Below are 25,046 nucleotides of genomic sequence, written 5' to 3'. Positions count from 1 at the left end.
CACATATTTAATGTGTTTGAGGGCGCGCCTGACCCGGCCTCAGGCACCGCCCTGGTGAACATCAGCGAAAGTGGCGCGCAACGGCCTCGGGCGCATCGGGAACGTCCATGTTGATACGACGCCACGCCGCCTGGGCAAAGCTGTACACCGAAAACGCAATCAGCCCCAGCGCTACAATCAGCAGCACCAGCCCGCCTGCAGGAAGATCCAGCAACCCGTTCAACGCATCCTTCATGCCCGGTGGGTGCATCGCCTGATAGCTGGAGCCGCTCACCACGAGCAATACAGCGATCTCAATGAAGGCCACGCCACGGGCAATCAGGCCGAAGCGCGAAACAGGGCGCACGTAGCGCATGACGTCTTCGTCGGCCTCGAAGTACTTTTCGAACGAGGCCTTGTAGCCCTTGATGATATGTACGATGCCCAGCCCCAGCGGCACCAGGGCCACGACGTAGACCAGCAGGTTGGAGTGGTCCCAGGACAGAATCCACTTCAGCAGGTCTTCGGTCTGGCCGTCGCCCCCTCCACCCGAGCTTTTGAGCCCGCTGACCAGCAGGCCCAGTGCGAAGAACGCCAGTGCGCCGTAGGTAAACCCACCCACCAGCAGCCCACCGCGAATCACCAGGCCTTTGAACTCCCGGCCGTGGTGATCGACATCACGGGTCGCCTGCAGCACACGCCAGGCGGCAAACGCCAGCAGGCCGACGACGACAATCCCGACCAGCACGCTACCGAACGGCTGACTCAACAACGCTTCAAGGCTGCTGTGACTGTCTGCGGGCCTTGAGGACCCAAGCGCCGCGAGGACGGCGAACAGACCGATGATCAGGTAAACAACACCACGGGCGGCGTAACCGCCTCGTGCCAACATGACAAGGCTGCGTTGCGCAGACATAAGAACCTTCCCTGAAAAGAGTGATACACGAACAGACCCGTGCTGACTCAAGGGGTTCGAAGCGATTGAGGCGCAGCGCGGGATTGGCCGCTCCGCACCTCAATACCGCATCAGGCGAAGGTCGCGCCTCGGGCATTCACGAACACCGAATACAGCGAATGGCTGCTGGCCATGAACAGTCGGTTGCCCTCAGGCCCGCCGAAGCAGAGGTTAGCGCAGCGTTCCGGCAACGTGATATGGCCGATCGCCTTGCCTTGCGGGTTGAACACGCGCACGCCATCGAGCTTTTCCAGATCAGCCTGGGGATTGCCATTGCCACCCCAGCCGCACCACAGGTTGCCGCTTTCGTCGCACTTGATGCCGTCGATGGCGGCGTAGTCCACACCCTCTATGTGCTTGCGCCGCGCACCCAGCGTGCCGTCATCATTGACGGCAGTCGCCCAGATGATGCCGTTGGGCCTGGCGCGGCCTTCGACCACATACAGCGTTTTCTCGTCCGGCGAGAAACACAGGCCGTTCGGCCCGGCCATATCGTCGATTACCCGGCTGACCTTGCCGTCGGACGGATCGATGCGGTACACCCCGAAAGGCTGTGACTGCGGCACCTTGTGGCCTTCATAGTCGCTATTGGCCTGGAACATGGGGTCGGTGAACCAGATCGAGCCGTCACGCTTGCAAACGATGTCGTTCGGCGAGTTGAAGGGCTTGCCGTCGAAACGGTCGGCCAGCACGGTGATGCGCCCGTTGTATTCGGTGCGGGTGACACGCCGCCCCTCGTTGGTGGTCGATGAGCCTTCGCACACCAGCAAGCGACCTTGACGATCACGGCACATGCCGTTGGAAAAATTCGAATGCTCGCGGTACACCGACAGGCTGCCGGTGACTTCGTCCCAGCGCATGATGCGGTTGTTGGGAATGTCGCTGACCAGCAGGAAACGGCCATCGCCCATCCACACCGGCCCTTCGGCCCAGCGCATGCCGGAGGCCAGCTTTTCAACGCTGGCATTGAAGATGCGCAGGTCCATGAAGCTGTCGTCCAGCACATTGACCAGCGGATCGGGGTAGCGCTGGGTCAGCGGCTCGCCCAGCGAAAAGCGCGGCAACGCGCCAATGGCTGCAACGGTCGCGGAGACTGCCAACGACTTTTTCAGAAATCCCCTACGGCCTTGATCAGCCGCGTTACCTGCCTGGAAGCGATCCATGGTGTATGTCCTTGTTTTGTTTTTAGTCAGGTGAGGCCGCGCCGTGTCAGCGATGCCCAGGCATTAGGACAGCGTGAACGCCATTCTGATTCACACTCCACAATCAGGTATTGTGCTGCGCCTTTACCCATCACACTTTTTCGAAGGACTCAAACATGCCGTCGAGCAAACGTGAGCAGGCACAGACAGAACGACGATTGATCGCGGCGCTGACGCAGTCCTGTGAAACGGCGAAATCCGAGATTGCGGGCTTTTGCTGGCTGACCCACGAAGTCGACTACGCCCAATTTCCGGACAGCCTTCAGGTGATCTGGGTGTTCGACACCGTGTCGGCAAAGGACCAGGCGCTGAGTCAGGGCCTGGATAAGCGCATGATCCAGCTGACTGCCGGGGCGCTGGACGAGCTAGATATCCGGTTGACGCAGTTGCCCAGGCACGTGCACGTCGACAGCGAAGAGCAATGTCAGCGCGAGAACGGCGGCGACTGGGCGCTGCGGCTTTCACGCAAGTATGCGAGGCGAGGTTGAGCCATGGCCAAGGACATTGAAAACCCGTGCATTTCCGTGTGCCAGCTTAGTGGTGACCTGTGCGTCAGTTGCGGCCGGACCAAAGATGACATTCGCAAATGGAAGCGCATGAAACGTCCGGAAAAAATGGCCGCCGTGAAGCGGGCCACCTTGCGCATGAAAGACTTGCAGAAAAAGGGTGGCTGACTCGCTTTATTCATGAAACATGCTGAAACTTCTTTAAAACGGCTCAGGTCTGTATTTCCCGTGGCTCGGTGGGTTGGAGTCTGACGAATTTCGAGAGTAACCGCCTTGGCCAGTCATGCAGATCGCCGCAATACCCTGTCACTGGACAGCCTGAACTTCTTCCTCGCCGATGTGCGCGACGGACTGGGTCCCTACCTGGCTATTTATCTGCTAGCGGTCCACAAATGGGACCCGGCCAGCATCGGCGTGGTCATGACCATTGCCGGTATCGCAGGGCTGGTCACGCAAACACCCGCTGGTGCCCTGATTGACCGGACGAAATCCAAGCGCGCCATCATTGCCGCCGCCGCCCTGCTGGTGACGTTGAGTTGTCTGGTGCTGCCGTTCACGTCGTCATTCACCCTGGTCGCGCTGACTCAAGCACTGAGCAGCATCGCCGCATCCGTGTTCGCACCTGCCATCGCCGCCATCTCGCTGGGTATTACCGGACCCCGCGCATTCACCCGACGCACCGGGCGCAATGAAACCTTCAACCACGCCGGTAACGCCTGCGCCGCGCTGCTGGCCGGCGGGTTCGCTTACCTGTTCGGTCCGGTTGCGGTGTTCTACCTGATGGCAGCCATGGCGCTGGCGAGCATCCTGGCAGTCAGCTTTGTGTCCGCCGATGCCATCGACCACGATGTGGCGCGGGGTTTCGATGCCAGCCACAAGACTCATGAGGGCGCGCCGTCTGGCCTGAAGGCTTTGCTGAGCAATAAGCCGCTGCTGCTGTTCGGTATCTGCTGCGCCCTCTTCCACCTGGCCAACGCCGCCATGCTGCCGCTGGTGAGCCAGAAGCTCTCGCAGATCAATATGCAGATGGCCACGCCACTGACGTCAGCCTGCATCGTCGCCGCACAACTGGTGATGGTGCCTGCCGCCTTGCTGGTAGGCATGAAAGCCGACGTCTGGGGACGCAAGCCGCTGTTGCTGGCGGGCTTTCTGATTCTGCCCATTCGCGGTGTGCTCTACACACTGTCTGACGACCCGTACTGGCTGGTTGCCGTTCAGATGCTCGACGGTATCGGTGCCGGTCTGTTTGGCGCGCTGTTTCCGCTGATGGTCAAGGACCTGACCCAAGGCACCGGGCGCTTCAACGTCAGCCTGGGCGCGCTGTCCACGATGTTCGGATTGGGCGCTGCGCTGAGCAACAGCCTGGCGGGCTTTGTCGTGCACGCCGCAGGTTACAGCGCAGCGTTCCTGACGCTTGCCGGAGTCGCTGCGGCAGCGTTCTGCCTGCTGTGGCTGGCTGTGCCGGAAACACTTGCGCAGGCCGAGCAAGGCTCCGATGGAAAAGGCCCGAGCGATTCTGGCCCGAGTGCGATGACCTCTCCTACTCCAGCGTGAACGTCTGCACCTGCCAGCCTTGCGGTTGGCAGGTTGCGATCACCAGACCGCTTCCAGCGCCACTCAACCCGCCGACCCAATTTCCGCCTCCATCCCAAAAACCGCTGCGTCCGGCCGATCCCCAACCGCCGGTTGGCCCCGCGTGATTGGCCATCAATACCGGTAACCCGTGTCGCCGCGCATGGCCTTGCAGCAGCGCGGCGTCGTTTTCATAACCGCCGGGTGATATCAGTACGCTTGCGGCGTACACCCAGGCATTGCCTTGCGCCATACGCTGTACGTGCTCGGGATGACTGAAGTCGGCGCAAACGCACAGGCCTATCCTGTGTGGATGCAGTGGCAGAAAACAGTCTGTCGACCCGGCACTGAACACTGCGTCTTCGCCGGGGTGCAGGTATTGCTTGGCGTACGCGATGGTGTCGCCCTGCGCGGTGAATGTCAGCGCGCCAATCCGAACAGTGTCATCCGGTCCCTTGAGCGGGATGCCGACCGTCGTCGTCAGGCGTAACTGCATTGCCAGCGCACGAATGGGCTCAAGACGCTTGTCATCAGCGACTACGGCAAGTTCGCGGGCGATATCGGGCTCATAGCCGGTCAACGAAAGCTCAGGGAATAACAGGTAATCGGCACCTGACTCTGCGGCGTGACGCATGAAGGTCAGGTGGCCTTCAACGTTTCTCGCAAGCTCGCCCCGCTCGCATTGAAATTGGGCGGCGGCGAGTGTGGGGAATGGCATGGCAGCGCTCTATGGGTTAATGGTGCGGGTCAGCGGGTTGACCGAGACATGTTGTGCGATTTCCGGATTCAGGCATAGCGTCGACTGCTCCGCATGAACCGGCAGCTCTTGACACTCTGCTTCACCTCTCAAGCGTACCTGAAGCGTCGACATCGTCGTGCAAAGACTGCTGAGACTCATTCACACCAAGTTACATTTGAATCGACACCCACGTTGTACGACGTCTTATCTTGTCTGCGACTGTCTTTCATCTCACTACAATAACAATTGGAGATTCGACATATGCCCGGCAGCCCTTCGATTGAAGAAAAGGTATCGCCCGTCGCAGAACCTCGTCTGAAAAAGCTCGCCAAATTGCTGGGGCCCGGCATCATCGCCGTGTTGTCCTGGCTGGGTGCGGGCGATCTGATCACCTCGTCAGTGGCCGGTGCGAGTTACGGTTACGCGATGATGTGGGTGCTGGCGATTTCGTTGTTGCTCAGGTTCCTGATCGTCAACATCATTGCCCGCTTCCAGCTCTGTAACAATCAAGGCATGACGATCCTGCAGGGCTACGCGCAACTGCATCCCTTGTTCGCCTGGTTCATGCTCGTCTATGCGCTGTTGATGGGGCATTTGATCAACGCCTACATGATCAAGGGGGCTGGCGAAGCCCTGGCGATGTTGCTGCACATCAATCAGCCGCTGCTCTGCTCGGTGGCAGTCGTGATCGCCGTGTGGTTGCTGGTGGGTCGCAATATTTACGCGATGATCGAAGGCGTGATGAAAGTGTTGCTGGCGATCATGACGCTGGCCTTTCTGACCCTGGCGATCATGTCCGGCCCGGATGTCACCGGGATCATCAAAGGTACGATCGGCTTCAGCATCCCACCCGATGAAGGCGTGCATGGCGCGCTGCTGGTGGCGGTGTCGGTGATTGGCGCAGTGGCCGGTTCCATCGCTAACTTCGTTCACCCGTATGTGATGCGCGAGAAAGGCTGGACCGGCCCCGAGCACAAACGCATTCAGCGCAACGATCTGCTGTTTGCGGTCATTGTCGGCATCGTCATCAACCTGGCGATCTGGGTCGTCGGCGTCGAGATCCTGCGGCCGAACGGCATTCAGGTGAACACCCTGGGCGATCTGGGCAAGGCGCTGGAACTGTTCTTCGGTCCATTGGGCTGGTTCGTCTTTTTCATCGGCGTGTTCGCGACCCTGTTCGCCAGCATTTCGGGCAAGACAACAGCCTTTCCGATGCTGATCACCGACGCGTTTCAGCACATTCGCCCGCAGCGACGCGAACGCTACGGCAAGGAATTTCATCGTGATCCGATGCACAAGTGGTTCATGCTGTTCATTCTGGTCACCCCGCTGATCTGGTCGCTGCCTGGCATGCCAGACTTCGTGACCCTGACGCTGGGCGTCAACGCCTTGAACATCATCGGCCTGCCGATCATCTCGCTGGGCTTGTTGATCATGTCCAATCAGAAATCTCTGCTGGCCAAGGAATATCGCAACAACCTGTTTGAGAACATTGCGCTGACCTTCGCCACAGGCCTGGCCCTGTGGGTGGCTTTCCAACTGGGCGCTGAATTGCTGGCCTGATTCATCGATCAACACTGACCTTCATGCGCAGCGCGGATAACCGCGTTGCGCATGAACCCTCGCGTCAAAAACCTCCCCTTCTCGATACGCTGTCCCCGGATAAAGATACCCGCAAGGACTGCGCCTGCGACGCCATACGAGACGTGTCGTCAATGGCAGGTGACTGCGTGCTGCAAAAAAATCACATCTTGTTACATTCACAAACAGAAACAATTCTCAACGGAGATGTTATATTGTATCTATAACCATCAGGAAGTCTCACATGTCGTCTCGTAGAATTGCGTCTCTGGCAGGCTTGGCCATCGGGATGCTGGGCAATAACGGTTTTGCGGAAGAACAGCCACACACCCTCGAGCTGGAAAGCGTCAACGTCACCTCCGACTATCAATACGAAACGGCAACCAGCCCCGTCCAGGGCTATCGGGCGACCCGCTCTGCCACAGCCACCAAGACCGATACCGCGATCAAGGACATCCCGCAGTCGATCAGTGTGGTGCCTGCCTCAGTGCTGAAGGACCTGGGCAGCAACAGCGTGGAACGCGCGCTGGACTTCGCCGGTGGCGTGTCCAAACAGAATAACTTCGGCGGCCTGACCCTCTACGAGTACAGCATTCGCGGCTTCACTACGTCCGAGTTCTACAAGGACGGCTTCAGCGCCAATCGGGGTTACCCTGCTACTCCCGATGCTGCAAATATCGAACGCATCGAAGTGCTCAAAGGTCCTGCGGCCAGCCTCTACGGGCGTGGCGATCCGGGCGGCACCGTCAACATTGTCACCAAGAAACCGCAGCGTGAAGCCTTTACAACATTGCAGACCAGCGCTGGCAGTTGGGACCGTTATCGCACCGCACTGGACGTCAACACCCCGCTCGATGAGGAAGGCAGGCTGCTGTCTCGGGTGAATCTGGCGGTTGAGGACAACAACAGCTTTCGTGATCACGTCGAGAGCAAGCGGGTTTTCGTGGTCCCCTCCTTCAGCTGGCAGCTGAATCCCGATACCCAGTTGTTGGTAGAGACCGAATTCGTCCGTCACACATCAACCTTCGACCGTGGCGTGGTCGCGCCCAACAACAAGTGGAGCGGTGTGTCGCGTTCAACCTTCCTCGGCGAGCCGGACGACGACATTGATAACGACAACAACATGGTCCAGTTCGCGCTGGATCATCAACTTAATGACATCTGGTCGCTGCGTCTGGCCAGCCACTACAAGCAGGGCGAGATGTCAGGGTACGCCAGTGAGTCGCGTCCATTGAGTGCCGATGGCCGAACCGTCAACCGGCGCTATCGCGAACGCGATAACCATTGGCACGACAGCATCACCCAGCTGGAGCTGCGCGGCCGTTTCGAGGGACTGGGGCTTGAGCACGAAGTGCTGATCGGCACTGAATACGAGAACTACCGCAAGAACGAGCGCGTGACCAACATTGCGCCTGTTGCAGGCAGCAGCTATGCCATTGATCTTTACAACCCGGTCTACGGCCAGCCGAAACCCAATGGCGCCCGCTCCGGCACTGACTTCTTCGAACACGTGGAAAGCCGTGCGCTGAACCTGCAGGACCAGATCGTTTTCACCGAGAAACTGCGCGGCATGATCGGTGCGCGCTTCGAGCATTTCGATCAACAAGTCGACGACTACACCACGAATCGGACCTCCGGCCAGCGCCACGACGCGTTTACTCAACGTGCGGGCCTTCTTTACCAGCTCACGCCACAAATCGGCCTGTTCACCAACGTCTCAACCTCGTTCAAACCCAACAACGGACTCGACGCGTCAGGCAACACGTTCGATCCGGAAGAAGGCGTCGGTTACGAGGCGGGTATCAAGAGCGAGCTGTTTGATGACCGCCTCAGTACCACGCTGTCGGCGTTCCACATCGAGAAGGAAAACGTGCTGGCCCTGGACCCGTCCACCGACACCAACCGTGCCGTGGGCAAGGCACGCAGTCAGGGTTTCGACCTGCAATTCACCGGGCAAGTGACCGAAGCGGTTCGCGTGATCGGTGCCTACGCCTACATCGACGCTGAAGTGACCAAGGGGGATCGCACGATTCCGACCGGCAGCCCTATTCTCGGCGTGGCCAGGCACAGTGGTAGCCTGTTGGGCGTCTACGAGTTCCAGGAAGGTGTGTTGCGCGGCTCGGATGTGGGCGCGGCCTACACCTATGTCGGTGACCGTTCAGGTGAGTCAGGCACCAGTTTCGAGCTGCCCGCCTACCAGACTGTCGATCTGCTGGCGCACTACAAAGCCAGCGAAAACGTGACCGTGGGTTTGAACCTCAACAATATTTTCGATGAAAAATATTACGAGCGCTCCTACAGCAACTATTGGGTAGCGCCCGGCGAGCCGCGTAACTTCACGGTCAGCCTGACACTGAATCTCTGATGCTTCACCCGCTCCCCTTTTACTTCCAACTGAAAAACAACAAGGATGCACCATGCTTTCAGCAAAACCGCTCGTGGCCTTGAGCCTGCTCAGCGCACTGTTCGCCGCTCAGGTCAGTGCTCATGGTCTGTGGACCGAACAGCGCCGCGGCAACATCGAAGTGGTCTACGGCCATGGCGCCGAAGACAACGCATTCAAGCCGCAGAAAGTCAGCGGCGCCTGGGCGTATGACCTTCAAGGCCGGATGATTCCGGTGACGGTGCAACGCCTGGAGGATCACGCACGCCTGGTGCCGGTCAAGCCACCGGCCATCATGTCGGTCGCGCTGGACAATGGCATGTGGACCCGCAATGCGCAGAAGAAATGGATCAACGAGGGACGCAGCAAGGTGCCCAATGGAACCGACTCGATCCATACGTTCAAATACAGCGTGGCGATTTATGAAGAAGGCGCGAAACTGCCGACGTTTGAGAAACTCAACTTCGTCATCGTGCCCCAGGCTGACCCCCTCAAGGTCGGTGTCGGCAAGCCGCTGCCGGTGAAGGTATTGGTCGACGGCAAGCCTGCGGCGGGCATCAAACTGATCGGTGATTACCGCAGCGCGCCGGATGTGGTGAGTGCCGAAACGGATGCTCAGGGCATGGCCACTGTGGTGGTGCGTAACGAAGGCTTGAACATCATCGCAGCTGAAGTGACGCTGCCAGTGAAGGACAACGCCGATATCGCCGAGCGCGGCCTGTTCACCTCGCTGAGCTTTGTCGGTGAAGCGCACCACGACTGATGCGTTTCAGATTCAGCCGGTCTTGCAGGCTCTGCATGACCGGCCGAACCACACCGCACTTGTGGGAGGCCCCACCACGTCTTCGACGCAGGGATGTCGTGCAGCAAACTGGGTGGGAGCGGACTTGTCCGCGAATGCAGTAGTTGAACCACTGCACATTCGTCGGATGTACCGGCCTTTTCGCGGACAAGTCCGCTCCCACGAAATCGAGTTTGTTCAGTGTGATAAGAGGAAGCTTGCCTGCGAAGGGGTCAATACATGCGCTGCATCTCCAGCGCCTGAGCTGACGTCTTCAGGGGCAAGCCCCCTTCCACATTTAGAGCGTCGTCATGGCGGCGATCTTTTTACAAATACTTCAACCAGGTGATATCCCGACGCCGGGCCTTCAGCGAGGCGAACCAGCGCACGGCCGGGAACAACACCACCGCCAGCACGACCGATGTCAGCCAGACACCCCACATGTGGTCGAAGCCAAAGTAGTTGCCCTGGTTCTTGCCCCAGATCGCCAGCGCAATCAGGTACAGAACCTTCAGCACGTACAGGTGCAGCAGGTAGAAGAACATTGGTGCCGAGCCCAGCACCACCAGCGGCCGCAGCCAGCCTTTTTCCTGACACCGTTCGAAGGCGATCAGGATCAGCATGCCGATGCCCAGCGTCAGGCTGATGAACAGCAACGACGGCGGGTACTTGGTGATGTTCAGAAAGCTCATCACGGTCTGCAGCTCGGTCTCGCCTACACTCCACGGTTTTTCACCGTAGCCGTTGATCAGGCGCAGCACCATGAAACCCACCAGCGCGCCCAGCCCGCACATCCACAATTTGGCGCGGCGTGATGTCGCGTCGTAACCGGCCGAGAACCAAGGCCCGGCGGCATAACCCAGCGCGATGATGCCGATCCACGGCAGCAACGGATACGAGGTCCGGAAACGCAGGTTGTCCGAGACGTCGATCCAGCCACGGTCATGCAGGATGGCCCAGGGAATGTGCATGGCCGACTCGACACCGAAGTGCAGTGAATCAAGCAGGTTATGACCGGCAATGATCACCACGCCGATGACCACCAGCGCCCAGCGCGGCAGGTACACCATCGCCGACAGCGCCACCATGCTCAGGCCAATGGCCCAGATCACCTGCAGGTAGATCACGGTCGGTGGGAACTGGAACGTCCAGGCGAAGCTCACCAGCGTGAATTCAAGAGCAATCAGAAACAGGCCGCGCTTGAGCAGGAACGCCGAGACATCCGCCCGGCCGCTGTACTTTTCGCCATACAGGTACGCAGACAGCCCGGTCAGCAACACGAACAGGGGCGCACACAGGTGCGCCAGCAAACGGCTGAAAAACAGATCGGGCTCAGTGCTTGCCACCTCCATAGGGTCCAGCACCTGGCGGTGCAGGAAGAAGGTTTCCCGTACGTGGTCCAGCAGCATAAAAAGAATGATCAGCCCGCGAAGAGCGTCGATGGAGCGCAGCCGGGAAGCCGGCGCACGGGTGGGATGAACAGCTGTCGTCATGAAGGGTCAGGGTCCGTGATGGGATGGGCAGTGTCGATTGTCCTGTGTATTGCTGGCTTCCCGGTACAGAAACGGGAAGCCCTTCGACACCGGTTAAAACTCGTTCTGCAGCGCCTTGTAGCCGCGCACCAGATCGATATTGGTGTGCGCCACGTCTTCGGAAAACTCCGAGGCCGAAATGCTCACCGGTGGAAATTGCGACAGGTCGGTATTAGGCCCGATCCGGGTAGTGGACGGCACGTAAAAATGTTCCGGCAGGTCGCGGCCATCGACCACCGAGTTGTGGCGCACCACACTGCCGTTGCCGACCTTGCAGTTGAACAGCACGCTGTTGAAGCCGATGAATACCCGGTCACCAACCTGACAAGGTCCGTGCACGATGGAGCGGTGCGCAATCGAGGTGAACTCGCCGATGTTCACTGCTGCTCCAGACTTGGAGTGGATCACCACGCCGTCCTGAATGTTGGAGTTGGCGCCGATCACAATGGGTTCCATGTCGCCGGTGGCATCGACTTCATCGGCGCGGATCACCGCATAAGGCCCGACGAACACGTTGTCCTGGATGATGACCTTGCCGCAGATAATCGCGGTCTTGTCGATGTAGGCGGATTCAGCAATTACCGGCAAATGGCCGGACGGGTTTTTACGGATCACGGTGGCAAGCCTCAGGACGGGTAGGTAGACGTTTGTGCAGCGGCATCGTGTGGGTGCAGGCTTTCGAAATGGCGCACGCTGACGCACGAGGCCGGGTACAGGCCTTCGAGCGCCTGCTGGACCTTGCGGGCGGCGTCTTCGACATACATCAGGTTCTGGCCATTGAGCCGTGCAAAAGCCTGCTCGTCGGCGCGCTTGACGGCCGTCTGGACCGGCGTCCCCAGCGCACGCTCGGCAGTGTCGATCAGCGTCATAAGACCCAGCTCGGTGACATGTTCCGGCACGCGTACCTGAACCGTCGCCACGCTGCGCTGGCTGTGCGGCGTGGCCAGCGAGCCATGCTCGCGCAGCCAGGTCGCGACCTGCATGGTGTCGACGAAGGTCTGCCGGTCGAAACGGGTAATAAACGCGCTTTCCAGCAACTGTCGCGACAGCGCCGCCGAACACGGGCAGGTGGACGAATACGTGATGTCTGCCGAGAAATCGAGGCACAGACGGCCCGCTTCCCAGAGGCCCTCAATGACGATTGGGTAGGACTTCCAGCCGCTGAGCCCGTCGGTAACCAACGCAGGGCGGCGGCACAGCAGGTTGAAATTCAGCTTGATGCGGGCACGGGTCGAGTGACAGTCGGCGTGACTTTCGACCATGGCCTCAAGCAGGTCCGACAGCGCTGCGACGTTGAGCGCACGCTCTTCGGCAAAGCGGTCGAGCAGACGGTACAGCCGCGACATGTGAATGCCCTTGACGCTGGGGTCGGCCAAATCAACGTGCAGGTCGACGTAGGCATGTACCGATTGGCTGACGCCCTCTTCGCTCAAGCGTATTGGTACTTCGATGCCGTGCATGCCGACCCAGTCAAGCGCGATCAGGGCCGAGGACGGTTCCGTCAAGGCAACATCAGGGAGGGAGTTGTTCATGGGGTCGTTCATCTCGTTGGCTGGCGTCGCCGTGCAAGCGAGGCCTGATGTCACAGGGCACCTCAAGCCGCCCTGGCTTATTTGTTACACTATAACATCATCCGAACGAGCAACATCAACCGAACAGGTGTCAGGACCTCACCTTATACGCAGGCATCCTTGGAAAATTTAGGTCACAGGTTTCAGGTCTTCATCAACTCCTCGATCAGAAAATCCCGAAAGGCCGCCACGGCCGCAGGCAGGTTGCGGCCGGCCATGCTTTGCAGTTCGATGCGCCGCGCTTTCATGCCTTCATCGCTGATCGGCAGCGACTTGAGCTGTTTTTCCTGGACACGCTTGTCCAGGGTCATTTCGCTGGACAGGCTGATCCCGCCCTCCTCGCGCACGAAACGCAGCAGCGCACCAATGTAGTTGCTGGTCAGTACTGGATCGAACATCAGGCCCTGAACGCCGCAGCAGATATCGAACAGTTGGCGCAGGGTGGTATCGGTGTTGGTCAGCGCAATCGCGTAGGGCTGCAGTTCGGCCAGCGCCACTTCCGTACGTGACGCCAGCGGATGATTGGGGCTGACCACGGCGCAAATCGCGCCGCTGTGTACGTGCTCGACCTTGATTTCATTCTGCGGCGTCAGGCTGAAGGTCAGGCACAGATCCGCATCGCCTGAACGCACACGTTCGGTGGCCTGCGCGGGCGCGCAGACTTCCATGGAAAAGTGAATGCCCTGATACACCCGTCGGAACCGGGCGATGCACTGCGGCAAAAAATCCAGGGCGAAGCCTTCGGAGCAGGCCAGCCGTACATGCCCCCGTTGCAGGCCTTGCAACTCGGTGATTTCCAGCACCACCTGCTCGGCCTCAAGCTGGGATTTACGGGCGTAGGCTGCCAGGCGAGTGCCTGCTTCACTCAGCACCATGCCCCGGGCCTGACGTTCGAACAACACCGCGTCCAGTTCGCGCTCGAGCTTGCTGATCTGCCGACTGACCGCCGATGACGCGACGTTTAGCCTGATGGACGCCTCGCTGATCGAGCCGCAACGCGCGACTTCGAGAAAATAGCGCAAGGCGGTGGATTGAACGCCGTAGAGCTGCATAGCGCCTCCTGCGTTGCCTTTTTGGCAATGAAAGGTTCGAAATATTGTGCTTGTGGCATTGATACGCTTTGCCTAGAGTCATGTCGAGGCCCTTGGCAGACCAAAAGAAAATCACGGCCGCGCAACACATCCCTTCTCGCATTTGCGACCCACTGCCCTTTGATACAACCACTTCGCCTTTGGGAGACGACGGCATGGGCATCAAGGGTTTCGCTCGCAGCATCGCGCTGTTGGGCCTGTTCACCAGTTTTTCCGCCTTCGCCGGCAAGGCCGACGACACACTGGTTTACGCGTCCGACAGCGAGCCGGAAAACATCAGTCCCTACCACAACGATTTGCGCGAAGGCGTGATCCTCGGTCGCCTTATCTGGGACAACCTCGTCTACCGCAACCCCGACAACGGCAAGTACGAGCCGATGCTGGCGACCAGCTGGAAACAGGTGGACGACACCACCCTTGATTTCCAGCTGCGCGAAGGCGTGAAATTTCATAACGGCGACCCGTTCACCGCCGATGACGTGGTGTTCACCCTCAATTACGTGGTGTCTCCCGAGTCCAAGGTGGTCACGGTGCAGAACGTTGACTGGATCAAGAGCGCTGAAAAGCTCGGTGACTACAGCGTCCGCGTGCACTTGAAAAAGCCCTTCCCGCCTGCACTTGAATACCTGTCCAACGCAGTCCCCATGTTTCCGAAGAAGTATTTCGAGCAGGTCGGTCTCGCAGGCTTCAGCCGCAAACCCATCGGCACCGGTCCGTACAAGGTCATTGCCATTGCGACGGGCGAAGGCGTGAAAATGGACAGGAACCCGGACTACTTCAAGGACAGTCCGCAGGGCCAGCCAAAAATCAGCCACATCAACTTTCGCGTGATCGCTGACGCTGAAACCCGCCTCGCAGAGCTGATGACCGGCGGTATCGACTGGACCTGGCGCGTCGCGCCGGATCAGGCCGAAAACCTCAAGGCCATGCCCAATCTGGTGGTCACCAGCGGCGCGACCATGCGCATCGGCTTTCTGATTCTCGACGCGCGGGGCACCTCGACGGCCGACTCGCCCATGAAGCACTTGAAGGTGCGTCAGGCGATCAACCATGCCATCAACCGCGAAGGCCTGGCGTCACAACTGGTAGGCGGCGAAAGCAAACCGCTGCAAGTGGCCTGCTACCCGGGTCAGTTCGGTTGCGACACCACAGCGGCCACCGTCTACAACTACGACCCGGCCAAAGCCAAGGCGCTGCTGGCCGAAGCAGGGTATCCGAACGGCTTTGAAACCGAGATCTTCGCCTACCGCGACCGCGACTACGTCGAGGCGATCATCGGCAATCTGCGTGCCGTGGGCATCAACGCCAAGCTGCGTTACCTGAAATACGCCGCCCTGCGTGACCAGCAGCGCGGCGGCAAGGTGCCCATGTCGTTCCAGGCCTGGGGTTCGTTCTCGATCCTCGACACCTCCGCCTCGGCAGGCACGTGGTTCAAGGGCAACCCCGACGACAATATCAAGGACCCGCAAGTCCAGAGCTGGCTGCAGACCGCCGACAACGCGCTGGACCCGCAGGTGCGCAAGGACAACTACCGCAAGGCGTTGCAGCGCATCAGCGAGCAGGCCTACTGGGCGCCGCTGTTCAACTACTCGATGAACTACGCCTATGTCTCGGACCTGAACTTCAGGCCGTACCCGGACGAGTTGCCGCGGTTCGTGTTGTCGAGCTGGAAATAGCTGCACCCAGCGCCCATCGGTGAAGCCTTCTTGCACAAGGCTCACCACGCCATTCCATGGATACAAGGTCACGTGCCATGTCTGGATTTCTTCTACGCCGCCTGTGCATTGCCCTGTGCGTCGCGATTACCGTCTCGGTGATCAGCTTTTCCCTGCTGCACCTGTCCGGCGACCTGGCGACCGCCATCGGTGGCCCGGAAGCCACCAGCGAGCAGATCGAACAGATCCGCGTGCAATACGGCCTCAACAAGCCGCTGGTCACCCAGTATTTCGAATGGCTGAGCGATGTGTTGCGCCTGGACCTGGGCGACTCGTTCTTCTTTCAGGAATCGGTCTATAACCTGATCGCCTCGCGCCTGTCGATCACCCTCGGGCTGGGCGCCATGGCGTTGAGTATCGCGCTGTTGATCGCCATTCCGCTGGGCGTGCTGGCGGCGGTGAAACGCGACACCTGGATCGACCGACTGGCGTTGAGCATCGCCGTGCTGGGCCAGGCAATGCCGAGTTTCTGGTTCGCGCTGATGCTGATCGTGGTGTTCTCGGTGACGCTCAAATGGCTGCCGGTGTCGGGCAATTCGACCTGGGCACATTTCGTGATGCCAGCCATCGCGCTGGGCTACTACGCCACCCCAGCGATCATGCGCCTGACCCGCGCCGGGATGCTCGACGTGCTCAACTCCGATTACATCCGCACCGCGCGCGCCAAGGGCCTGCGTCCCGGCACCGTGCTGTTCAAGCATGCGCTGCGTAATGCACTGATTCCGGTGGTGGCGCTGGCGGCCGTGGAGTTCGGCTTCATGCTCGGCGGCTCGGTGGTCATCGAAACCGTGTTCTCGCTACAAGGCATCGGCCAACTGGCCTGGGACGCGATTGCCCGTGACGACTTCCCGGTGGTGCAGGCGGTGGTGCTGCTGATCGCTGTGATCTACATCGTCCTCACCCTGCTGGCCGATGTGCTCAACGCACTGCTCGACCCGCGCATCCGCGTCCGATAGGAGGTTCCATGAGCACAACCACCTCATCCCCGCTGGTGATCAATGATTACCAGCCCCCGGCCAGAAGCGTCTTGCGCACCTTGCGCCTGAGCTTGGGCCATCGCGGCTTTGCCATCGGCGCCGTGCTGCTGTTGATCATCGTGCTGGGCGCGCTGTTCGCGCCATGGCTCGCGCCTTATGACCCTTACACTCAAGACGTGATGCTGCGCATGAAGCCCCCGGTGTGGATGGCCAACGGGACGTGGGATTATGTACTGGGCACCGACAAGCTGGGGCGCGATTACCTGTCGCGGCTGTTGTACGGCGCACGCATTTCGTTGTTCATCGGTTTCTCGGCGGCGCTGATTTCCGGCGTCATCGGCACCATCATGGGCCTGCTCGCCGGTTACTTCGGCGGCAAGGTGGACGCCGTCATCAGCTACCTGATCACGACACGTCTGGCGATGCCAGTGGTTATGATCGCCCTGGCTTCGGCCTCACTGATCGGTGGTTCGCTGAAGGTGGTGATCATCCTGCTCGGCTGCCTGTTGTGGGACCGTTTCGCCGTCGTCGTACGTGCCGCCGTGCAGCAGATTCGCGATGCCGAATACGTCGCTTCGGCCCAGGCACTCGGCTGCTCGACCCTGCGCATTCTGGCCAGTGAAATCCTGCCCAATCTGGTCGGCGCGCTGATCGTGGTCGCCACGCTAGAAATGGCCCACGCCATCCTGCTGGAGTCGGCGCTGTCATTCCTCGGTGTCGGCGTGCAACCGCCCATTCCCTCTTGGGGCCTGATGATCGCCGAGGGCAAACCTTACATGTTCTTTTCCCCATGGGTCATCGCCATTCCCGGTATCGCGCTGATGGTGCTGGTATTGGGTATCAACCTGGTCGGCGATGGCCTGCGCGACCTGATCCTGCCCGACGGGCGCAACTGACAGAGGAGATTCGGACATGGCGCTGTTGCATGTTGAAAACCTGCGGGTCGATATCCCCTTGGGGCAGGACACGCTGCACGCAGTACGCGGTCTGGACTTTCAGGTCGAACGCGGCGAAATGCTGTGCATCGTGGGTGAGTCGGGCTGTGGCAAATCCCTGACCTCACTGGCGCTCATGGATCTGTTGCCGCGCAAGGCGCGGCGCACCGCAACCCGGCTGACCCTGGACGGCATCGACATGCTGGGCCAGAGCGAACGCCAGATGTGCGACCTGCGCGGCAACCGGCTGGCAATGATCTTCCAGGAACCCATGACCTCGCTCAACCCGGCTTACAGCATTGGCGACCAGCTCAGCGAAGTGCTGATTCGTCATCGCAAGGTGTCGCGCAAGGACGCTTTGCTGCGGGCCGCGCAGATGCTGGAAAAGGTCGGCATCAGCAATGCCACCGAGCGCCTGCGCCAGTATCCGCATCAACTGTCCGGCGGTCTGCGTCAGCGGGTGATCATCGCGATGGCGTTGATGTGCGAGCCGGACGTGATCATCGCCGATGAACCGACCACGGCACTGGACGTGACCATTCAGGCGCAGATCCTGCGGCTAATCCGCGACATCCAGAAAGAACTGGGGCTGGCGGTCATCTTCATCACTCACGATCTGGGGCTGGTCGCCCGCATCGCCGACCGAGTAGCCGTGATGTACGCCGGGCAGATCGTCGAGACCGCTCCGGCCGTCGAGCTGTTTGAACACCCGCAGCATCCTTACACACGCGGGCTGCTGGCGAGCATTCCGATTCCAGGACGTACCCAGCCGGGTCAGCCGCTGGGCTCGATTCCGGGCCTGGTGCCCAGCCTCGTCGGCGATCAACAGGGGTGTGCCTTCCGCAACCGTTGCTCACAAGCGATTCCCGCCTGCGCCGATGACGTGCCCGCCATTTACGGGCAAGACCACATGACCCGCTGCCTGTTTGCCGCATCAGGCACAGAACCGGTGTTTCATCGCGAGGGCGCACGGTCATGAATCAGGCATTGAAAACACCTGTGAAAAAGGACATCGCGCTGGAGCTGTGTGACATCCGGCGCGAGTTCACCATCAGCCGGGGCTTTTTCAAACCGACTGCCACGCTGAAAGCCGTCGATGGCGTGTCACTACGCTTGATGCGGGGCGAAACCCTGGGGCTGGTCGGTGAATCCGGATGCGGAAAAAGTACCTTGGCCAAGATGCTGCTGGGTCTGCTGGCACCCAGCAGCGGCGATGTGCTGGTCAACGGCAAGCATCTGGCGGGCACTGATCGCAAGGAGATGGCGCGGCGCATCCAGCCAATCTTTCAGGACCCCTACTCTTCGCTCAACCCGCGCAAGACCCTGCGCGAGATCGTCACCCTGCCGCTGATCGTGCACGACATCGGCACGCCCACCGAGCGCCGCAAACGCACCGAGGAGATGATGGATGTGGTCGGCTTGCCCAAGCGGGTAATCGACAGTTATCCGAGCCAGTTATCTGGCGGGCAGCGCCAGCGCGTGGCGATTGCACGGGCGCTGGTGATGCGTCCGGACGTGCTGATCTGTGACGAACCGACCTCTGCGCTGGACGTGTCGGTTCAGGCGCAGATTCTCAACCTGCTGCAGGACCTCAAGCAGGAATTCGGCCTGACGTATTTGCTGATCAGCCACAACCTGGCCGTGATCGAACATCTGGCCGACCGGGTGGCCGTGATGTACCTGGGCAAAATCGTCGAAGAGCGCAGCCGCGAATCGCTGTTCGCCCGGCCCGGCCACCCCTACACCCAGGCGCTGCTGGACTCGGTGCTCACGCCCGATCCGCATCTGGGTGTTCCCGAACTGGGTCTGCAGGGTGCTTTTCCCAATCCCATGTCACCCCCTTCCGGCTGTGCGTTTCATCCGCGCTGCCCCAGTTGCATGACGGTCTGCAAGGACCACTACCCCGCCGCTGACAACATGGAAGGCGGAACCGTACGTTGCCATTTGCGTGAAACCCCGAAAACCCTGGAGCTGATTCCCTCATGACTAGCCGCTCGCACGCCATCGACAACGTCACCGAACAGTTCGACAACGGTGCCTTCTTCGCCCTGCTCGGCGAGAGCGTCGCGTACCCGACCCAGAGCCAGGAACCGCAAAGTCTGCCCGAGCTGTACCGCTATCTCACCGATTTCATCACGCCCCATGTCGAACGGCTGGGCTTCACCGCCCACATCCATGACAACCCGGTCGCCGGGCGCGGGCCGCTGATGATTGCCACCCGCATCGAAGACCCTTCGCTGCCGACCCTGCTTAGCTACGGGCACGGCGATGTCGTACGCGGCTACGACGCGCAATGGCAGCCGGGCCTCTCGCCGTGGCAGGTAGTCGAACGCGGCGAGCGCTGGTATGGCCGAGGCACGGCGGACAACAAGGGCCAGCATCTGATCAACCTGACCGCACTCGAACAGACCCTCAAAGCGCGGGACGGCAAGCTGGGCTTCAACGTCAAACTGCTGCTGGAGATGGGCGAGGAAGACGGCTCGCCGGGCTTGAGTCTGTTTTGTCAGCAACACGCCGAAGCGCTGGCCGCCGATATTTTCATCGCCTCCGACGGGCCGCGTCTGGCGGCAGCACGACCGACACTGTTTCTCGGCTCGCGTGGTGTTTTCAACTTCGAGCTGAGCGTGCACTTGCGCGACGGCGCACATCACTCGGGCAATTGGGGTGGGCTGCTGGCCAACCCGGGCATCATTCTGGCCAACGCCATCGCCAGCCTCGTGGACGAGCACGGTCGGGTCAAAGTCGCAGGCCTGATGCCAGCCGCCATACCCGACGCAGTACGTACAGCACTGGCGGATATTGAAGTCGGCGGCGGACCGGGCGATCCGGTCATTGATCCGCAGTGGGGCGAGCCGGGTCTGTCGCTGAGCGAGAAAGTCTTCGGCTGGAACACGCTGGATGTGCTTGCCTTCAAGACCGGCAACCCGGACGCGCCCGTGCATGCGATCCCCGGCAAGGCCCACGCGCTGTGTCACATACGTTTTGTGGTGGACAGCGATTACACGACCTTCGTCCCGGCGGTGCGGGCGCATCTGGATGCACACGGGTTCACTCAGGTCGAGGTGCAACAGACGCGCATGGACGTGATGCACGCCACGCGCCTGTCACCCAACAGCCCCTGGGTCGGCTGGGCGCTGGAGTCGCTAAGCAGGACCACGGGCAAAAAGCCTGCGTTGTTGCCAAACCTCGGCGGTTCGCTGCCCAACGATGTGTTTGCCGAAGTGCTTGGTCTGCCCACCGTGTGGGTGCCGCATTCCTACCCGGCGTGCTCGCAGCACGCACCCGACGAACATCTGCTGGCGCCAGTAGTGAAAGAAAGCCTGCAGATCATGGCCGGGCTATTCTGGGACCTGGGCAACGACGGCGCACGTCTGGCCCGCGAACATCAGGCACAGGAAACAGGCCAATGAATCAGACGCAACTCAAGGCGACACAATGGCTGGCCGGGCAATTCGACGCCATGGAGGCGTTGCTGCAACAACTGGTCGACACCGACTCCAACAGCTACGACAAGGCCGGTGTCGATGCGGTCGGCGACCTGCTTACGGCACAACTGCAGGCCGACGGGATCAGCGTCGAGCGTATCGCGGTCGAGGGTTTCGGCGATGTGTTGCTCGCTGAGCTGCCCGGAGGGCCAGGCAAACCGGTCCTGCTGCTGGGGCATCGCGATACGGTATTCCCCAAGGCCACGACCACGACCCGTGGCTATACGCGTGACGATAAGCTGGCCTACGGACCCGGCGTTGCCGACATGAAAGGCGGTCTGGTGCTGAACTGTTTTGCGCTCAAGGCACTCAAGCGCGCCGGTCCGTTGCCGTTTCCGGTGCAGATTCTTTACACCGGTGACGAAGAGATCGGTTCAGGCAGTGCCCGTGTCCACATTGAACGGTACGCCAGGGCAGCCCGCGCCGTGCTCAATCCAGAACCGGGCCGGGCCAGCGGCAATGTGGTCAGCGCCCGCAAAGGCGGCGCAACCCTGATCATTGAGGTCAGCGGCCGCGCTGCGCACTCGGGCGTCAACCATGCCGACGGTGCCAGCGCCATTGAGGCGCTGGCGCACAAGGTGATCAAGCTGCACGCGCTGACCGATTATCCGGCGGGCATCACCACCAACGTGGGATTGATCTCCGGTGGCACGTCCAGCAACACCGTGGCACCTACCGCCACGGCCAGGCTCGACGTGCGCTTTATCGAGCTACGCCAATGGGACGAAATACTCGCGGCCATTAAGGCCATTGTTGACACAGAAGAACGGCCCGGCACATCGGCCAGACTGCTGGAAGCCACGACCTTCCTGCCGATGGAAGCGCAACACAGCCACGAGCTGTTGCAGATATACCAGAGTGTTGCGGCAGAACTGGGTTTCAGCGTGGACGGCGAATTCACCGGCGGCTGCGCCGACTCAGGTTTCACCGCCAGCCTCGGCATCCCGACCCTGTGCGGCCTGGGCCCGGTAGGCGGCAAAGTGCACACGGACCGCGAATACCTGGAACTCGATACCCTCGTGCCACGCGGCCAGGCGTTGGTGGCGACCATCGTGGGGCTGGCGGATTGATGATGGGGTTGCTGTGCCCGGAAGACGCGAAAAACGGGGCCAAAACGAGCGTGCCCGATTAAATGCATAACCTGTGGGAGGCGGCTTGCCGGCGATGCGATTTATGACGCGCCATCGCAGTGAATGGACTGGCGTCATCGCCGGCAAGCCGCCTCCCACAGTCCGATGTTTGCTGCAAGGCTGCGTAAAACCCTGAGCGCAAGCGTGGGAATGATCAGTGTGATCTCCGGCCAATCATCATTACGTGAGGAAACCACATGCCTGCTTCATCCGACCTGCTGGAAAAATCCGCCACCGAGCTGCGCGCCCTGATCGGCAACAAGCAGCTATCGCCGGTGGAATTGCTGAGCGCCAGCATCCAGCGCATCGAATCGCTCAATCCAAAGATCAACGCCTTCGCCGCGACCTGTTTCGAACGCGCACGGGAAGAAGCGGTACAGGCCGAACAAGCCGTCATGCAAGGCCAGCCGCTGGGCTTGCTGCACGGTCTGCCCATCGGCATCAAGGATCTGGAAGAAACCGCAGACGTGCTCACCACCTACGGCTCGCAGCTGTTTCGCGACAATATCCCCGGCCACGACAATCTGCTGGTGGCGCGTCTGCGCCGTGCCGGGGCGATCATGGTCGGCAAAACCAACGTTCCTGAACTGGGCGCAGGCGCCAACACGCGCAATGTGGTGTGGGGTGCCACAGGCAACCCGTTCAACCCCGAACTGAACGCAGGCGGCTCGTCCGGCGGCTCGGCCGCAGCGCTGGCGGTGGACATGGTGCCACTGTGCAGCGGTTCGGACACCGGCGGTTCGTTGCGCATACCCGCTGCGCTGTGTGGCATCGTCGGCCTGCGCCCTTCCCCTGGCCTTGTGCCGAGCGAGCGCAAGAAACTGGGCTGGACACCGCTGTCGGTGGTCGGGCCGATGGGGCGCAACGTCGCTGACACGCTTCTGCAACTGCGTGCCAGCGCGGGTCTGGCGCACTGCGATCCGCTGAGCTATGCCGTGGCAGACCATGAGTTCACGCCGCGCACTATTGACCTCAGCACATTGCGTGTCGGCTACAGCGAAGACTTCGGTACCTGCGCCGTGGATGAACAGATTCGCAGCGTGTTTCGGGAAAAGATCAGCATCCTCCAATCACTGTTCAAGTCCTGCGAGCCCATCGACCTGAACCTAGGCAGCGCGCACCGTACCTTCGACGTGCTGCGCGCCGAGGCCTTTGTCGCCGGGTTGCAGGATGCCCACGACAAGAATCCCGACGCCCTCGGCCCCAACACGCGCGCCAATTTCGACATGGGCGCGGCCATGTCGCTGCAGGATTGCGTCAAGGCGCACGCCGAGCAGAGTCGCCTGTTCCGCAGCTTTCAGAAGCAATTCGAGCGCTACGACCTGATCATCGCGCCAACCACGCCTGTCTCGCCGTTTCCGTGGAGCGAGTTGTACCTACGGGACGTCAACGGCGTGCAACTGGACAACTACTATCGCTGGCTGGCGCTCTGCTACACCATCACCCTGACCACCAACCCCGCCCTGTCGCTGCCGTGCGGCACCGATCACAAGGGCATGCCATTCGGCCTGCAACTGATTGGCGGGTTTCGTGGTGATGCCACACTAATGGCTTACGCCCATGCGCTGGAGCAGGCCACGTCGGCCGATTCACGGGTGTGTCGCCCCCGCCCCGATCTGCAAAACCTGTTGGCCTCGGCCGTGGACCTGACGCACATCGTCACCCATCCGCCGATCCACGAAGGCTCGCACGCCTCGCGGATGGATATCGGGGCCATGTAGGCGGCTTCAGCGCATAGGTAAACGTGCATCGCTGGTTCATACTGCACGGCCATGTCCTCAAGGAGCCAGAGCCCGTGGCCGTTCTGCAAGCCATCCTCCCCGTTTTCCTGCTGATTGTGCTCGGCTATGTACTGGGCAAACGCAAAACCCTGACGGTCGAAAGCACCAAGGCGTTGAGCGTGTTGGCCTTCAAATTGTTTTTGCCGATGGTGCTGTTCACCGGCATGGTCGAGGCGCCGTTGCGTGACGGCCTCGACTTGCGGGTACTGGCGGCGTATTTCGTTCCGGCCTTGCTGGTGTTTGTACTGGTCAATCTGGCGATGCACCGCGCTGGCACCACCTCGACACCCTTCGGCCTGACAGCCAGCTTTTCCAACAACATACTGATCGGCATTCCGCTGGTGGTCGGCGTGTTCGGCAATCAAGGGCTGGTGTTGCTGTTCACCGTCATCGCCGTGCACAGCCTGACGCTGTTCACGTTCCAGAGCCTGTACGACAGCCTGGCCGGTGATCAGCCTTTCAATACGCGCTCGCTGTTCGCCAGCCTGGCAAACCCGCTGATCATTGGCCTTTTACTGGGGATCGTGGTCAACCTTTCGGGCCTTGTTCTGCCTGAATGGGCTGATCACCTGGCCACCTGGCTCGCTCAGGCCGCGCTGCCCTGCGCCCTGATCGTGCTGGGCTCCAACCTGTCCAGTTTCAAACTCACACCCAGTCCGCAGGCGCTCGGCATTACCGTCGGCAAGCTGTTCCTGATGCCGCTGCTGGTACTGCTGGCGTGCATGCTGCTGGGCATTGAAGGTCTGTCGCGAGGCGTGCTGGTGCTGATGGCCGCAGGGCCTGCGGGCGTCAATGTGCTGGGCTTTGCGCGCAGCGTGCCGCATGTGCAGAAAACCAGCTCGGCGATTTGCCTGACCACCGTCCTGTCGGCGGCGACGTTGCCGTTGTGGGTGTGGCTGGTGAGCCTGACGGGCTAGCTGAAAGGGCGAAGCATGAGGGGCGGTTGCTGCCCCTCACGCCTGTCATGCGCTACTTGGGTAACGCGTAGGCAATCACATAAATCAGTGCCTGAATTGACGCCATCGCAGGCAAGCCGCCTCCCACGATAAAAGTCGTTTCTTCAGTTTACGCAGGGCTTTGCCATAAGCCCGGGCAACATCACCTAACCACTGAACTAACACAATCCCTGTG

22 protein-coding genes are annotated in these 25,046 nt (G+C 60.7%); 15 read left to right on the top strand and 7 right to left on the bottom strand.

All coding sequences use genetic code 11. The features are described from left to right. Nucleotides 1–61: 61 nt before the first annotated feature. Nucleotides 62–895 (bottom strand): DUF1206 domain-containing protein, encoded by an 834-nt coding sequence (locus tag H8S56_RS00110; protein ID WP_187517487.1) that lies wholly within the window; start codon nucleotides 893–895, stop codon nucleotides 62–64. Between the two features lie 110 nt (nucleotides 896–1,005). Beyond that, complete coding sequence (locus tag H8S56_RS00105; RefSeq protein WP_187517486.1) at nucleotides 1,006–2,097, bottom strand: SMP-30/gluconolactonase/LRE family protein; 1,092 nt, start codon at nucleotides 2,095–2,097, stop codon at nucleotides 1,006–1,008. Nucleotides 2,098–2,252: 155 nt separating this feature from the next. Here H8S56_RS00105 and H8S56_RS00100 point away from each other — a divergent pair, with 155 nt between their 5' ends. The 3 genes from H8S56_RS00100 to H8S56_RS00090 all read left to right on the top strand — a co-directional run bounded on the left by H8S56_RS00100 (nucleotide 2,253) and on the right by H8S56_RS00090 (nucleotide 4,196). Further along, entirely contained in the window at nucleotides 2,253–2,624 is a 372-nt protein-coding gene (locus H8S56_RS00100) for a hypothetical protein (RefSeq protein ID WP_187517485.1), read from the top strand. 3 nt (nucleotides 2,625–2,627) lie between these two features. After that, entirely contained in the window at nucleotides 2,628–2,810 is a 183-nt protein-coding gene (locus H8S56_RS00095; RefSeq protein WP_024688865.1) for a DUF1289 domain-containing protein, read from the top strand. 105 nt (nucleotides 2,811–2,915) lie between these two features. Further along, nucleotides 2,916–4,196, top strand: a complete 1,281-nt coding sequence (locus H8S56_RS00090; protein WP_024688866.1) for an MFS transporter — start codon at nucleotides 2,916–2,918, stop codon at nucleotides 4,194–4,196. On the opposite strand, the gene H8S56_RS00085 is transcribed toward H8S56_RS00090, so the two are convergent. Continuing rightward, nucleotides 4,183–4,932: a carbon-nitrogen hydrolase family protein gene (locus H8S56_RS00085; protein ID WP_187517484.1), complete on the bottom strand. Its 750-nt coding sequence runs from the start codon at nucleotides 4,930–4,932 to the stop codon at nucleotides 4,183–4,185. The genes H8S56_RS00090 and H8S56_RS00085 overlap by 14 nt on opposite strands. A 282-nt stretch (nucleotides 4,933–5,214) precedes the next feature. On the opposite strand from H8S56_RS00085, the gene H8S56_RS00080 reads away from it, so the two are divergent. The 3 genes from H8S56_RS00080 (at nucleotide 5,215) to H8S56_RS00070 (ending at nucleotide 9,680) form a co-directional block, all read left to right on the top strand. Then, entirely contained in the window at nucleotides 5,215–6,516 is a 1,302-nt protein-coding gene (locus tag H8S56_RS00080; RefSeq protein ID WP_024688868.1) for an Nramp family divalent metal transporter, read from the top strand. 262 nt (nucleotides 6,517–6,778) lie between these two features. Then, on the top strand, nucleotides 6,779–8,899 hold the full coding sequence (locus H8S56_RS00075; protein WP_187517483.1) for a TonB-dependent siderophore receptor: 2,121 nt from the start codon (nucleotides 6,779–6,781) through the stop codon (nucleotides 8,897–8,899). A 52-nt stretch (nucleotides 8,900–8,951) separates the two neighbouring features. Then, nucleotides 8,952–9,680 (top strand): DUF4198 domain-containing protein, encoded by a 729-nt coding sequence (locus H8S56_RS00070; RefSeq protein ID WP_187517482.1) that lies wholly within the window; start codon nucleotides 8,952–8,954, stop codon nucleotides 9,678–9,680. A gap of 344 nt (nucleotides 9,681–10,024) precedes the next feature. Here H8S56_RS00070 and H8S56_RS00065 read toward each other — a convergent pair whose 3' ends face one another. The 4 genes from H8S56_RS00065 to H8S56_RS00050 all read right to left on the bottom strand — a co-directional run bounded on the left by H8S56_RS00065 (nucleotide 10,025) and on the right by H8S56_RS00050 (nucleotide 13,853). Continuing rightward, nucleotides 10,025–11,191, bottom strand: a complete 1,167-nt coding sequence (locus tag H8S56_RS00065) for a DUF1624 domain-containing protein (protein WP_187517481.1) — start codon at nucleotides 11,189–11,191, stop codon at nucleotides 10,025–10,027. A 93-nt stretch (nucleotides 11,192–11,284) separates the two neighbouring features. Further along, nucleotides 11,285–11,845 (bottom strand): gamma carbonic anhydrase family protein, encoded by a 561-nt coding sequence (locus H8S56_RS00060; protein WP_024688872.1) that lies wholly within the window; start codon nucleotides 11,843–11,845, stop codon nucleotides 11,285–11,287. Between the two features lie 11 nt (nucleotides 11,846–11,856). Beyond that, nucleotides 11,857–12,762, bottom strand: a complete 906-nt coding sequence (folE2, locus tag H8S56_RS00055) for a GTP cyclohydrolase FolE2 (protein ID WP_187517480.1) — start codon at nucleotides 12,760–12,762, stop codon at nucleotides 11,857–11,859. Between the two features lie 182 nt (nucleotides 12,763–12,944). Next, the gene (locus tag H8S56_RS00050; protein WP_024694164.1) at nucleotides 12,945–13,853 is read right to left on the bottom strand and encodes a LysR substrate-binding domain-containing protein; all 909 of its coding nucleotides are present in this window, start codon (nucleotides 13,851–13,853) and stop codon (nucleotides 12,945–12,947) included. A 194-nt stretch (nucleotides 13,854–14,047) separates the two neighbouring features. Between H8S56_RS00050 and H8S56_RS00045 the strand changes: the two genes are divergently transcribed. From H8S56_RS00045 to H8S56_RS00005, 9 genes are all read left to right on the top strand, one after another. Continuing rightward, entirely contained in the window at nucleotides 14,048–15,568 is a 1,521-nt protein-coding gene (locus tag H8S56_RS00045) for an ABC transporter substrate-binding protein (RefSeq protein ID WP_187517479.1), read from the top strand. A 77-nt stretch (nucleotides 15,569–15,645) separates the two neighbouring features. After that, on the top strand, nucleotides 15,646–16,563 hold the full coding sequence (locus H8S56_RS00040) for an ABC transporter permease (RefSeq protein ID WP_024688876.1): 918 nt from the start codon (nucleotides 15,646–15,648) through the stop codon (nucleotides 16,561–16,563). An 8-nt stretch (nucleotides 16,564–16,571) separates the two neighbouring features. Beyond that, a complete protein-coding gene (locus tag H8S56_RS00035) occupies nucleotides 16,572–17,480 on the top strand; it encodes an ABC transporter permease (protein WP_024688877.1) in 909 nt (302 codons plus the stop codon). A 16-nt stretch (nucleotides 17,481–17,496) separates the two neighbouring features. Then, on the top strand, nucleotides 17,497–18,498 hold the full coding sequence (locus H8S56_RS00030; protein ID WP_024694162.1) for an ABC transporter ATP-binding protein: 1,002 nt from the start codon (nucleotides 17,497–17,499) through the stop codon (nucleotides 18,496–18,498). Then, nucleotides 18,495–19,505, top strand: a complete 1,011-nt coding sequence (locus H8S56_RS00025; RefSeq protein WP_187517478.1) for an ABC transporter ATP-binding protein — start codon at nucleotides 18,495–18,497, stop codon at nucleotides 19,503–19,505. The genes H8S56_RS00030 and H8S56_RS00025 overlap by 4 nt, the downstream gene beginning before the upstream one ends. Further along, on the top strand, nucleotides 19,502–20,929 hold the full coding sequence (locus tag H8S56_RS00020; RefSeq protein WP_187517477.1) for a M20 family metallopeptidase: 1,428 nt from the start codon (nucleotides 19,502–19,504) through the stop codon (nucleotides 20,927–20,929). The genes H8S56_RS00025 and H8S56_RS00020 overlap by 4 nt, the downstream gene beginning before the upstream one ends. Beyond that, nucleotides 20,926–22,074 carry a M20 family metallopeptidase gene (locus H8S56_RS00015; protein ID WP_187517476.1) on the top strand — a complete coding sequence of 383 codons (1,149 nt, stop codon included), beginning with the start codon at nucleotides 20,926–20,928 and terminating at the stop codon, nucleotides 22,072–22,074. Before H8S56_RS00020 ends, H8S56_RS00015 begins: the two co-directional genes overlap by 4 nt. A 257-nt stretch (nucleotides 22,075–22,331) precedes the next feature. Further along, nucleotides 22,332–23,855, top strand: a complete 1,524-nt coding sequence (locus H8S56_RS00010) for an amidase (RefSeq protein WP_187517475.1) — start codon at nucleotides 22,332–22,334, stop codon at nucleotides 23,853–23,855. A gap of 74 nt (nucleotides 23,856–23,929) precedes the next feature. Continuing rightward, complete coding sequence (locus H8S56_RS00005; protein WP_187517474.1) at nucleotides 23,930–24,832, top strand: AEC family transporter; 903 nt, start codon at nucleotides 23,930–23,932, stop codon at nucleotides 24,830–24,832. Nucleotides 24,833–25,046: the final 214 nt, after the last annotated feature.

The organism is Pseudomonas triticifolii (assembly GCF_014358015.1).
Classification (GTDB): Bacteria; Pseudomonadota; Gammaproteobacteria; order Pseudomonadales; family Pseudomonadaceae; genus Aquipseudomonas; species Aquipseudomonas triticifolii.
This window is presented reverse-complemented; position numbering and strand designations above follow the sequence as displayed.